At 66.6% G+C, this 11904-nt stretch carries 10 protein-coding genes; 2 read left to right on the top strand and 8 right to left on the bottom strand.

Annotated features, from left to right (window positions below):
• Positions 1-75: 75 nt before the first annotated feature.
• Positions 76-1803, bottom strand: a complete 1728-nt coding sequence (locus tag B2W55_RS30215) for a hypothetical protein (RefSeq protein WP_024583677.1) — start codon at positions 1801-1803, stop codon at positions 76-78.
• 371 nt (positions 1804-2174) lie between these two features.
• Between B2W55_RS30215 and B2W55_RS30210 the strand changes: the two genes are divergently transcribed.
• The gene (locus tag B2W55_RS30210; protein WP_024583676.1) at positions 2175-3017 is read left to right on the top strand and encodes a caspase family protein; all 843 of its coding nucleotides are present in this window, start codon (positions 2175-2177) and stop codon (positions 3015-3017) included.
• A gap of 196 nt (positions 3018-3213) precedes the next feature.
• Here B2W55_RS30210 and B2W55_RS30205 read toward each other — a convergent pair whose 3' ends face one another.
• From B2W55_RS30205 to B2W55_RS30180, 6 genes are all read right to left on the bottom strand, one after another.
• On the bottom strand, positions 3214-4092 hold the full coding sequence (locus B2W55_RS30205) for an efflux RND transporter periplasmic adaptor subunit (RefSeq protein ID WP_029879806.1): 879 nt from the start codon (positions 4090-4092) through the stop codon (positions 3214-3216).
• 68 nt (positions 4093-4160) lie between these two features.
• Complete coding sequence (locus tag B2W55_RS30200) at positions 4161-4283, bottom strand: hypothetical protein (RefSeq protein WP_256372056.1); 123 nt, start codon at positions 4281-4283, stop codon at positions 4161-4163.
• An 81-nt stretch (positions 4284-4364) separates the two neighbouring features.
• Complete coding sequence (locus tag B2W55_RS30195; protein ID WP_343206188.1) at positions 4365-4616, bottom strand: hypothetical protein; 252 nt, start codon at positions 4614-4616, stop codon at positions 4365-4367.
• A gap of 148 nt (positions 4617-4764) precedes the next feature.
• Positions 4765-4974, bottom strand: a complete 210-nt coding sequence (locus B2W55_RS30190) for a cold-shock protein (protein WP_021078030.1) — start codon at positions 4972-4974, stop codon at positions 4765-4767.
• 178 nt (positions 4975-5152) lie between these two features.
• Positions 5153-7585, bottom strand: coding sequence for an adenylate/guanylate cyclase domain-containing protein (locus tag B2W55_RS30185; protein WP_024583673.1), 2433 nt, complete (start codon positions 7583-7585; stop codon positions 5153-5155).
• 164 nt (positions 7586-7749) lie between these two features.
• Positions 7750-9804, bottom strand: coding sequence for an AsmA family protein (locus B2W55_RS30180; protein ID WP_024583672.1), 2055 nt, complete (start codon positions 9802-9804; stop codon positions 7750-7752).
• Between the two features lie 220 nt (positions 9805-10024).
• Here B2W55_RS30180 and B2W55_RS30175 point away from each other — a divergent pair, with 220 nt between their 5' ends.
• Positions 10025-10699 (top strand): Crp/Fnr family transcriptional regulator, encoded by a 675-nt coding sequence (locus B2W55_RS30175; RefSeq protein ID WP_024583671.1) that lies wholly within the window; start codon positions 10025-10027, stop codon positions 10697-10699.
• Positions 10700-10944: 245 nt separating this feature from the next.
• Here the strand turns inward: B2W55_RS30175 and B2W55_RS30170 are convergent, their stop codons facing one another.
• A complete protein-coding gene (locus B2W55_RS30170) occupies positions 10945-11805 on the bottom strand; it encodes an AraC family transcriptional regulator (protein ID WP_024583670.1) in 861 nt (286 codons plus the stop codon).
• Positions 11806-11904: the final 99 nt, after the last annotated feature.

Here is an 11904-nt window from a genome sequence, read left to right as displayed (position 1 = left end):
GTAGGATGGGTGGAGCGAAGCGATACCCATCGACGCTCGGGGACAGATGATGGGTATCGCTGCGCTCCACCCATCCTACACCGCCGCCATCCGCTTCCGCGCCAGCGCCAGCGCCATCAGCACGAACGCCGACGTCACCTCGGGCCCGCCGACCAGGATCCGGGTCGGTGTCTTCATCTTGTTCCACTCATAGGCCTTGTAGGGTCCCCTGCGTCCGCCCTCGCCGAGGTTTTGCACGATGCAATGCAGCGCCGGCGTGAAGGTCGAGACCTCGGCGCCGAGATGCGCCAGCGCCATCAGCGCCAGCGCGGCGTCGAACGGGTTCATCTCATGGGCGATCAGCTCGCCGATGACATAGCCGAGCACGCGGGAGCGGATCAGCGCGAACACGTTGCCGGGGTCGATGACGCGCTGCGCCGCCAGCGGCAGCGCGATGAAGGCGGCATAGCAGCGGCCGAAATAGGCCGAATAGAGCTCGGGCAGGTAATAGATGTGCGAGCGCGGATTGCTGAACGCGCCGCTTTCGACCAGGTTCTTCTGGAAAGCGATGATGCGATGCAACGTCTCCAGCCGCTGCGGCGTCTCGATGATCCGCCAGCGCGCGAGGTTGCGGAACGAGACCTCGAGGATGTCGAGGTTCAGGGTCGGATCGAGGTCGTTGCCGTAAGGCCGCTCGCCGCGGAGATTGTCGATCCAGGTGACGACGCCGCCCTCATAGTCGATGTTGTCGTTGAGCGGCACGGTGACCCGTGGCTCGTTGGCGCCTGATCGCACCTGGTAGCCGCGATAGAAATCCAGCAGCGGCTGCGCCAGGATCGGATCGTCGGAGCCGGCCTGGGTCGCGGCGGAGAACGCGCACGCCGTGGTATCGCAGTCGGGCACATAGATGCCGAAGCCCAGATCCTGCTTGATCTGGGCGAAGAAGCGCGAGAACCGCGGATGCCGCCCCGGTGCCAGCGCGGTGATGACTTTCACGTTGGAGCCGTCATGCGACGGCACCTCCTCGGCGCTGGTCCTGACGCAGAACGCCACCATGTCCGCGATCGCGCGTCGCGCAGCCGCGGTCTCATCCGCTGACGCCAGCCCGCTCTCGACGAAGCCGAGCAGCGCCTCGGTGAAGAATGCGTCGTAATAGGCCGAGCGATGCCGGATCTGCACCGGCTCCCACATCGGCTCGGCGATGCCGCGCCATGGCGGGTTGATCAGCGCGCGCGCCGGTGAATGCGCGATGAAGATGCGAGCCAGGTTGAACAGCAGTGTCGAGTTCTTGTAGCCGCGCGCATTCAGCCCGGTCAGCGCCATCAGCATCTCGCGGCCGCCGATGTCGGGATCGCCGATCAGGTTGAACGCGGCGTAGGTCGGGATGAAGCCATTCTTGCCGAACGAGCGCAGCAGATGCGCGGCCGTCTTGCGGATCACGCGGTCGATCTCGGCCGGTGCGGGCGGCCGCGCCGGCACGATGACGGCCGGCGGCGCCGGATGGCGCACGGCGAGGCCGTCCATCAGGTCGGCGACGGGCGCGCCGATCGCGGTCCAGTCCGGCGCCTCGGCGTCGCGCGCCTGGGTCAGCGCGGCGCGCAGGCTGGCGAGGCGATCAAGGTTCTTCAGGTCGGGCAGGCCGGTGCGGCGGAGCAGGGCACGCAGCGGCGGATTGCCGAGCGCGGTCCGGTAGAATTTTCCGAGATGGGCATCGCCGCCGCGATAGGATTGCAGCACCGGGTCGCAGACCTCGTACAGCGACGGTCCGTCCTTGCTCGCGGTCAATGACCGGCACACCGCCCCGGCGATCTCGTGAAGGCCCAAGAAACCCAAGGAGAATCTCTTTCTGCTGGAACCGGTTAACGCCGCCGCCCGGCGGTGTTTCCCGCGCTCCTCCCCAATTCCCGCAAGCTATTGGAAAGCTACATGAATCCGTACAAAACACAAATGTGACCGAGATCACGTAACGGGATTTTAACGGCGTCAATAGTCTTTGCCCGGCGGCAGCATGCGCCAAACCGGGTTGCCCCGGCCGCCCGGCCGGGTTAAGGGTCTGTTTGTTGCGGCGCCGCAAATTGAGTTCAATTCAACGGCACACACGGCACAACCCCATTAAACCTGATCGTCTGAGACGCGACTAACTGGCGCGAATTCGCTTGAGCGCCATCGGGATAAGGATTGGGACCAGGAACGCTATGGACCTTAGGCAGCCTCATATTTCCCGCCGCACCATCGCCTTCGCGGTGGCTGTGGCCGGCACGGTGTCGCTGGCGATCGGCGCCCATGCCGCGCTCAACAAGCGCATGTTCGATACCCCCAAGGGCACCGTCGTTGCGGGCGCCACCGGCAGCATCCCGACCGGCACCTCCCGCCTCGCGCTGATCATCGGTAACGGCCATTACCCGGACGCATCGGCGCCGCTGGCGCAGCCGATCAACGACGCCCGCACGCTGTCGTCGGCGCTGCGCCGCGAGGGCTTCGACGTCGACGTGGTCGAGGACGCCACCAAGGACGACATGTTCCGCGCCGTCGAGCGCATGAAGGCCAAGATCCGCCCCGACACCGTGGTGATGCTGTTCTTCGGCGGCTATGGCGTGCAGGTCGGCCGCGAGAGCTACATGATCCCGGTCGACGCCACGATCTGGAAGGAAGCCGACGTCAAGCGCACCGGCGTCAGCGTCGAGTCCGTGCTCGATGCGATGAAGGAGCGCGGCGCCAAGGCCAAGCTCGTCGTGCTCGACGCCTCGCGCCGCAATCCCTATGAGCGCCGCTTCCGCGCCTTCTCGCACGGCCTCGCCCCGATCAGCCCGCCGGAGAACACCATCGTGCTGTCTTCGGCGACGCCGGGCAAGGTCGCCGACGACGGCAAGGGCACCAACAGCGTGCTGGTCTCCGAGCTGCTCAACAACCTCAACGCCCAGGTCGGCGCCGAAACCGCCTTCAACAAGACCCGCGTCGCGATCTCGCGCGCCAGTGAAGGCGAGCAGGTGCCGAGCGTGTCGTCCTCGCTGCTGGAAGACATCAAGCTCGGCGGCTGAGGCCTTCTCGACTCTATCCCCACGTCGTCCCGGCGAAAGCCGGGACCCATACCGCGTGATCTATCGGTGAAAGCGCGCTGCGCGTACCGCGGCGCGCGTCCAATGCAAGTCCTTCACTGCTAGTCTTCGCAAAATTTCTGCCGATGGTTATGGGTCCTGGCCTTCGCCAGGACGACGGTGTGGATGCAGCGTCGCCCTACTTCGCATCCGCGCTCGCGCCGACCGGCCGCACCGGATCGCCTTCGCGCAGCAGCGCGCCGGCGCGGGCGACGACGATGTCGCCTTCCTGGATGCCGTCGCGGATCTCGACCTGGCCGGCCGACATCAACCCGGTCTCCACCCGCCGCGTCTCGACGCGGCCGCCACGCACCACCTGCACCACGGTGCCGGCGGTGGAATAGAGGATCGCGGTTAGCGGCACCGCGACGCCGCAGCTCTGCCCGGTCTTGATCTGCGCCCGCCCGCTCGAATTCACCAGCAGCCGCTTGTTGGCGCCGATCGCCACGAACACCTGGCCGAGCTGGCTGTTCGGCTCGACGGTCGGCGCGATCCGCCGCACCTTGCCGTCGAGGTCGCCGGCGCCGAGCACCTTCAGCTTCGCGGTCTGCTCGGTCTTCAGCTTGGCGATGTCGCGGGTCGGCACCATGCCGACCAGGTCGTATTCGTTTCGGGCGATGATCGAGAACAGGGCGTCCTTGCCGGACGCCGGGGCACCGACGATCGCCGACGACGCCGAGATCGTGCCCGCCACCGGCGCCGTGACGTTGATCGCATTGCTGCCGTCGGTCAGCTTCGCCAGCACCTGGCCCGCGGTGACGGTGTCGCCGGGATCGGCCATCACCTCCGCGACCTTCAAGCCAAACCGGTCGGGCCGGATCTGCTGCTCGTCGCGCGGCAGCACGATGCCCGAGACCTCGACGATGTTGCCGAAGCAGAATTTCGACGCCTTCAGCACCGTCACCGCCGCGCCCTTCGGCACCGCGTCGGTCTCGCTCGCGGCGAATGCGGGACAAGCCGCGAGCACGAGCAGCGCGGTGGCGGCAAGGGCTGAGGCGCGCATGAGGGACGAAATCATCGGCGAACTATTCCCAAATTGCAGCGCGTTTCGAGCGAGATGGACACCGGTTCGCGTGAACAAACGCGTCAATTGAAGCCGCTCCTGAATACCAGATGCGGCAGCCCGGCGCCATCAATCAGCGATGCGAGCTTCGAGACCATGCGCTGCGTCACATAGGGCGACAGCCCGCGCGGAGGTAGGGGCTGCATATCCGCAGTCGTCCTGGCGAAAGCCAGGACGACGTGGGGTGGAAATGTCGCTTGTTCTGCCGCCGCCGCGCGCGGTGCCTATCAGCGCACGATGCGCTTCACGCGGCGCGCGGTCTTGGGCTTGGCTACGGCTTCCGCCTGGGCGGCATCGGCATCGGCGTCGCGGGCTTGGCGTAGCGCGCGCAGCCGTTCCATGTTCTGGCGCACGGCGATCGCGTCGCGTGCGACGTCGGCCATCGCGCGGGCGCCCTCTTCGGCCGCAAGCCGCTGGCGTTCGGCGCGCGCGAGGCTGTCGGGGGTGGGCGCGGCAGGCGTTCGGGCGGCCATGGTCATCCTTGTGTCGGATACAGAAAAGCCCGCTCAACCGTTGCAGATCAAGCGGGCCTCACCGTCACTCCAGTACATCCGTGGAATGACGTTGCGGCATGAATGCCGCGACCGGCGCGAAGCGCCGCCGCGACCATCATGCGTCAATGCGAACTCAGGCCAGCTGCAGATTCTCGGCGCTGGTCTTGCCGCGCATCTTGTCGGTCTTCAGCTCGAACGACACCTTCTGGCCTTCGGCCAGGCCGGACAGACCGGCGCGCTCGACGGCGCTGATGTGAACGAACACATCCTTGCTGCCGTCATCCGGCTGAATGAAACCAAAGCCCTTCTGGCCGTTGAACCACTTCACAGTACCTGTTGCCATGTCTCTTCTCCAAAGCAGATATTTCGCGTGATGGACGCGTCACCAATTCAACTGGCGATGTCTTTGGAAGAAGGCCGATGGGACCATTCAACAAGGCGCAACGGCTAATCGAATAGCGGTAGTATATGCTCGTTTGGCGCGAAAACAAGGCAAGAACCGGCGGGTTCCGTGACGTGCCTCACTCAGCCGCCGCTTCCGCCGACGGCTCGCCCTTCCAGCTCAGGATCTCCGCGGCCAGGATCGGGTGGTTGAAACCCTTCACCACGAGGTCGTCGATGGCGCGGCCTTCGACGTAGGGTTCGACGATGCCGTAGACGCGGCGGCTGACCACGATCTGGTTGGGCCGGGCCTCGCCGCACAGGCGGGAGGCAAGGTTGGTGACGCTGCCGATCGCTGCATATTCCAGCCGCTGCTCGAAGCCGACCTGGCCGAGCGTGGCATAGCCGACCGCGATCCCCATGCCGAAGCCCAGGCTATGCCCGCGGTTGCGCCACTTCTCGGTGAGGGGGCCGATGGTGTCGCGCATCTCGACCGCCATCTTCACGGCGCGCGCGGTGTGGTCGGCGAGCAGGATCGGCGCGTTGAACAGGATCATCACGCCGTCGCCGGCATATTTGTCGAGCGTGCCCTCATACTTGAAGATCAGCTGCCCGAGCGCGGCGTGATATTCGCGCAGCACGTTCATCGCCTCCTCCGGCTCAGTCGCCTCGGTGAAGGCGGTGAAGCCGCGCAGGTCGCAGAACACCACGGTGACCTCGCGCCGGTGGCTGTCGAGCAGGCCCTCGGGATTGTCGGAGGAGGCGATCAGCTGCGCCACCTGCGGCGCCAGGAAACGCTCGAGCTTGCGGATGCGCTCGATCTCGCCGAGCTGGGTCTCGACCCGCGCCTCCAACGATCTGTTCCAGTCGGTGAGCTGATCGGTCTGCTGCTGGAGCTTGTCGGCCTGCTCGCGCACCGTGCTGTTGGCCGCTTCCAGCGCGTGGCTCTTCTGGTCCACCTCGGTGAACAGCCGCGCATTGCGCATCGCCAGCACGGCCTGGTGCGCGAACGTCTTCATCAAGCCGATCATGTTGGCGGGGAAATCGCCGGCCGCCTTGCGCAGCACCACCAGCGCGCCGAGCACGCCCTGCTGGTCGACCAGCGGCACGATCAGCACCGAATGGAAGCCGGCGCCGACCACGACATCGCGCAGCGGATGTTCAGCCTGGTGGGTGAGATCCGGAAATGCCAGCGGCTCGCCGTTCGCGGCGGCCTCGCCGAGCGGGCTGTGATCGGCATCGATCGCGCGATGGCCGCCCTCGGCTGCGCTATCGATGCCGATCGATTGCGTCAGGTTGAAGCTGCGCTGTGCAGCGTCATAGCCATAGATCAGCACGGCATCGGCATGGGTGATCTCGAGCGCGCGCGCGGCGACCGTCGGCAGCACGGCGTTGAGGTCGAGCGAGGACGCCACCGCGCGGCCGACCTCCTCCAGCACCTTCAGCTCGTTGATCGATTGCGCGAGGTCGCGGGTGCGCTCCTTCACCTTGGCCTCGAGGTCCGAGTAGGTCTCGGCGAGCTGCGAGGCCATGCTGTTGAACTGGCCGGCGAGCTCCTCCAGCTCGTCCGATGTCTTCACCTCGATGCGATGGCCGAAATCGCCGGCGCCAAGCCGCCGCGCGCCGGTGCGCAGCGCGGTGATCGGCACCAGCATGCGGCGGGCGAGGATGGTGCCGGCGATGGTCGCGACCACGAGGCCGAGCGCGATCAAGAGCGCGATGCGCACCAGCTGGTCGCGGATCGGCGACAGTGCCTGCGTCCGCGGCTGCTCGACGAACACATGCCAGCCGAGGTTCGGCGCCGATGTCGTGGTCGTCAGCACTGCGTTGCCGTCGATGTCGGTGCCGAAGGCGATCGGCTTGCCGCCCCCCAGCACCGCGGCGACCTGCGGCAGCGCGGCGAGGTCCTTGCCGACCTCGGGGCCCTTCGACGAACTCGCCAGCACGCGGCCCTTGGCGTCGACCACATAGGCGGTGGCGGTGCGGCCGACCTGGGAATCGCCGAAATAGTCGGCGAGGAAGCGCAGGTCGATCTCGGCCACGGTGACGCCGGCGTTGAAGCCGGAATGCTGCTCGCCGATCGACATGAAGGGCCGCTCGTCGCGGAAATACGCCGGCGCGTAGGCGGTGCCGCGGCTCACCGTCTCGATGAACCTGACGTCGCGGGACAGATCGGTGTTGGAGTTCACGGTGACGGTCTGGCGCGACAGCCGCAGCAGCTCACGGCCCTGGCCGTTGATCAGGGTGAGCTGGCTCACCGCCGGCACCTGGCCGAGCAACTGGGCATAATCGGCGCGGCGCAGCTCGATGGTGTTGGAGGAGGCGCGGGTCACCCAGGAGATCTGGCGCTCGAGATCGGCGATCGACTGCTCGATGTGCTTGGCGGTGGCGTCCGCCTTCTCGCTCATCGCATCGGTCAGCGTGCTCTTGATGCCGCGGTAGCTGATCCAGGTCTCCAGCGCGCCGTTGACCGCCAGCACGAACACGACGAGACCGACCAGCGCGAGCACGTATTTGGCGAACAGGCCGCCGCGCAAAAACCAGATCCTGCCCTTGTCGGTCGCCGCGTTCATCCAGCCTCGTCCGCCCCGTTGCAACAGTCGGGCGCGCCGCATCCTCCGCCGCTGTTTAGCACGGATCGGCAGGGCAGGCTGGTCCCGCGGCCCGCATGGTTAGCCCGGGATGGGAGGTTTTAGGGCGAACCGTCAGCGCAAGCGGCGGCGAGTATGCGGGACTATCAGCGATTGAGCAGCTGACGCAGCACGTCGTTCATCGCGGGACGGTCGGTGTCGCCTTGCGGGGGATTGGGCGGCGGGGCCTGGTCGGCGGCGGGTGGCGCCTCCTGGCTCAGGCTGCGGCTCGGACGGGAGGCATTGCCCTGGTTGAGGGTGGAGAGGCCCTGTTGCAGCAGGTTCCCGATGGTGTCGCCAAGCTGCCCGCCGAGCGGATTGCCCTGGCCGCCAGAGCCCTGGCCGCTGCCACCGGGCTGCGCCGCGGTTCCACCGCCCTGCGCGCCGTTGAGCAGGTTGCTCAGCCCGTTGAGGCCCTGACTCAAGCCCTGTTGGCTGAGACCCTGGCCGCTGGCTCCGAACAGGCCCTTGCCCATCTCCTTGAGCTTGGCATAGGCGGCCTGGGGGTTGTCGAGGATGCCCTGCATCTCCGGATAGATCCGCGGGCTCACCCACGGCCCCTCGACCATCACGGGGATGCCGAGGCCGACCGGGTTGCCGGCGCGGCCCTGGCCCTCGGTGGTCATGACGAGCTGCGGTTCGACCCGGAACCCGATCTGGCGGGTGTTGAGATCGACGGTGCCGACCCCGGTCATCTTCACCAGCGGGCCGACCAGATTGAGGTCGGTGGTGACGGCCTGGCCCTTGTCGACCTTGAACGAGGCGGCGAGCTGGCTGAGATCGGTCGAGAGCTCCTGGCCCTGCTGCCAACCCGACAAGGTGCCGGTGGTGAGGTTGCGGATCATCTGCGCGACGTTGAGGCCGATGATCTTGCCGTCCTGGAATACGACGACGGCGGTGCCGGCGAGATTGCCGACGATGGCGCGCTCGCTGTTGCCTTGCGAGGTCAGCGCGATCCTGGCCTGCATCCTGCCGTCGAGCTTGTCGAACTCGGCGATGCTCTTCAGCACCGGCAGCGCGCGCACGCCGGCGAGATCGAGCCGCAGTGCGTAGCTCGGGGTCGCGCTGCGCACGTCGATGCTGACGTCGCCATTGGCGGTGCCCTCATAGGCGCCGAGATTGCCGAGCTTGCCGTTCAGCACGCCGCTGTCGATCGAGGCGTCGATCGCCGCCTGCGCGAAGCGGCCGTCGCCGATCACGAGCTCGGCGGTCGAGATGCGCGCCTGCGCGTCGACATAGTTGAGCCCGCTGAGATCGATCGAGGCATTGCTCCAGGTGTTGGTGCCCAATGGCTGCGTCGCGCCGGACTGGCCCGGCGTCAACGCCAGTGAAATGCGCTGGAAGTCGAGATCGAGCTTCACCAGCGGCTTGTTGCTGGCGAAATCGACCGAGGCCCAGCCGGTGAAGCCGCCGTCGCCGAGCGTGCCGGAAACGCCGTTGAACATCACAACCGTGCCGTTCAGGCGCACTTCGGCATTCGCCTTGATCGCCGCGGGCAACAGGCCGGGTGCATCGATGTTGAATTCGGCGGGTACGCTCTGGCGCTCCAGCGGCGCTTGCGGCGCGGTCGCGCGGATCTCGAATTTCAGCGGCTTGTCGCCGGTGCGCGCGTTGCCGGTGAGGACGATCCTGCGGTCGTCGCCAATGGTTGCATCGGCGTTGAGCGTCTCGATCCGGTTCTCGACCCGGTCGCGTACATTGGAGAACACGACGGTGCCGCTGGTGACGCTGACATGCCGGATCGTGATGCCGCTGTTGTCGGACCCGGACGCTTTCGCCGGCGGATTGTGGTCGCGGGTGCGCTCGCGCTGCAACGGCAGGTTGATCACGGGCCTGACGATGGCGAGGTCGGTGATGTCGGGCCGGCCCGACCACAGGCTCGACAGCGTCATCTCGGCCTCGACCCGGCCGGCCGCGAACCGGTTGTTGGCCTCGCGCTCCCGCGGGTCCTGCAACACGACATCGTTCAGCGTGAGGGTGACCGTCGGCCAGAGGGCGACCTTGGCGCCGCCATCGATGGTGAGCTGGTAGCCGGTCTCGCGCTCGACCCGATCGCTGATGGCAGAGGTGAGGAAGGAGGACGGGATCCCGATCGCGGCCACCAGGGCGAGGATCGCGACCACGGCAGCGATGGCGGCCCCGGCGAATTTGAGTGCTCTCATGTCGTCGTTCCCGGCCGGGCAGTCCGCGTCAGATCGCTCCGGCCGCGGAAAATCCCGGCCGATCGCACGAGATTATCCCGCAAACGGAACCTCGCTCCAATGATCGGAAAAATAATCCGTTACCAGCATGAACTTATGTGACCTCAGACACACTCCCATGAGGGTGATTTTTGCTAACCGGGCGTCGGGGACTGCTCGGATCGATTTGGAAGGCAGTACAATGAACAAACAGGCCGAATTTGCGGTCATTCTGAAGATGAACCCGATGTTCGCCGATCTTGGTGCGGACGAGTTGCAGCGGCTTTCGGGCCTCTGCCACACCCAGCAGCTCGCGGCCGGCGAGGTGCTGTTCCAGAAAGGCGATCCCGGCGATGCCCTGTTCGGGGTCCGCCGCGGCCAGGTCCGGATCGAGACCGGTGCCTCCGACGGCAGCCGGCTCACGCTGAACTTCATGGGATCCGGCGATCTGTTCGGCGAAGTCGCCGTCCTCGACGGTCAGGATCGCACCGCGGATGCGACCGCCGGCGAAGCCAGCGAATTGTTCGTGCTGCGACGGGACGACTTCCTCGGCTTCCTGGAGCGCGAGCCCAAGGTCGCGGTCCGCCTGATCGAATTGTTGTGCCAGCGCATCCGCTGGCAGAGCGAGCGGATGGAAGAATCCGTGCTGCAACCCTTGCCGGTCCGCCTCGCGCGCCGGCTCTGCGCGCTGGCCGAGGATTTCGGTTCCGAGGTGCATATTTCGCAGGAACAGCTCGGCATCTTCGTCGGCGCGGCGCGCGAAAGCGTCAACCGGCAACTCCAGACCTGGCGCAGGGACGGCATCGTCGATCTGCAACGCGGGCGGATCATGTTGCACAACATGACCAAGCTGACTGCGGTTGCGCGCAACGACTGAACAGGCCGCCTGCAACGCGCGCGCGAGGATCGTATCGTCTCGCGCGCTTTGCTTGCGGACACGGTTGTCGCGCTGCCTAAAAGACTTGCTTGCGGGAACAGCGCGGGATCGCTTTGATCATGGCGCCGGTCCTTGGGGTGACACCCAGCCTTGCTGGCCTCACGCCATCCACCTGCAAACCCCTGCGGCCATTCCCGTTGACCGCAGGGGTTTTGCGTTGTGCCGGTGCGCTGATGCGGACGCGCCTATCTCAACACCACTTCGGGATCGGCCCAGCGCAGATACTGGCGCGGCGCGGCACCGAGCTCGCGCTTGAACATCGCGGCGAAGGCGCTCGGGCTCTCATAGCCGACGTCGAGCGCGACGCAGGTGACGGCCTCGCCGGCGCCAAGCCGGGCCAGCGCTTCGAGCAACCGCACCCGCTGCCGCCAGGCCGCGAAGCTCTGCCCGGTCTCGCGGCGGAACAGCCGCGTCAAGGTCCGCCGGCTGAGCTGGCAGCGATCGGCCCACTCGTCGAGCGTGAGATCGGAGCTCGGATCGACCAGCACTGCCTCGCAGATCGCGGCAAGCCGCGGATCGGGCGGCACCTGCACATGCAGCGACACTTCGGGCATCCTGCCGATCTCGTCGAGCAGGAAATCGACCAGCCGGCCGTCGCGCCCGTCCGGGTCGTAACGGGTCGGCATGTGAACGGCTTCTTCCATCAGCGCCTCGACCAGCGCGGAGACCCTGATCAGGCGGCAGGTTGCCGGTGCATTCCGCACCCGATCGGGCGTGACGTAGATGGTCTGGATCTCGACCTCGCCCCATGCCCGCGATTGATGTGCAACGCCGGCTGGAATCCACAGGCCATGGCCGGGCGGCACGACGAAATGACCGCGCTCGGTCATCATCGAGGTCACGCCCGCAGTCTGTAGGATGAACTGGTCGCGTCGATGCGCGTGTCGCGCGCTGGTGCTTTCATTTGGATAGGAAGCCGCCATCGCCGCGAGCGGCCGTTCGACCTGTTGCAGCTGTCCGGCATAATGCGCGGCAGCTACCGGGCCGGACTGCTTGCGGCAAACGCGCAGGCTGGTCGTGTCATTTCGTCGCGCTGCGACTTTCAACTGTCGTGAGCTCCTGATCGATCGTCGTTTTCGCAGGGTGCTCATGCATCTTCCGGGCCAGTTGGCCCGATCGCGATGATTGTTGTCCCCATTCAGGTA

The organism is Bradyrhizobium sp. UBA2491 (genome assembly GCF_002341725.1).
In the GTDB taxonomy this organism is placed as follows: domain Bacteria; phylum Pseudomonadota; class Alphaproteobacteria; order Rhizobiales; family Xanthobacteraceae; genus Bradyrhizobium.
This window is presented reverse-complemented; position numbering and strand designations above follow the sequence as displayed.

Excerpts from the sequence above, each read along its gene's own strand:
- B2W55_RS30210 (WP_024583676.1), top strand. The coding sequence starts at position 2,175 with ATGGACCTTAGGCAGCCTCATATTTCCCGCCGCACCATCGCCTTCGCG.
- B2W55_RS30205 (WP_029879806.1), bottom strand. The coding sequence starts at position 4,092 with ATGATTTCGTCCCTCATGCGCGCCTCAGCCCTTGCCGCCACCGCGCTG.
- B2W55_RS30200 (WP_256372056.1), bottom strand. The coding sequence starts at position 4,283 with ATGCAGCCCCTACCTCCGCGCGGGCTGTCGCCCTATGTGACGCAGCGC.
- B2W55_RS30195 (WP_343206188.1), bottom strand. The coding sequence starts at position 4,616 with ATGACCATGGCCGCCCGAACGCCTGCCGCGCCCACCCCCGACAGCCTC.
- B2W55_RS30190 (WP_021078030.1), bottom strand. The coding sequence starts at position 4,974 with ATGGCAACAGGTACTGTGAAGTGGTTCAACGGCCAGAAGGGCTTTGGT.
- B2W55_RS30185 (WP_024583673.1), bottom strand. The coding sequence starts at position 7,585 with ATGAACGCGGCGACCGACAAGGGCAGGATCTGGTTTTTGCGCGGCGGC.
- B2W55_RS30180 (WP_024583672.1), bottom strand. The coding sequence starts at position 9,804 with ATGAGAGCACTCAAATTCGCCGGGGCCGCCATCGCTGCCGTGGTCGCG.
- B2W55_RS30175 (WP_024583671.1), top strand. The coding sequence starts at position 10,025 with ATGAACAAACAGGCCGAATTTGCGGTCATTCTGAAGATGAACCCGATG.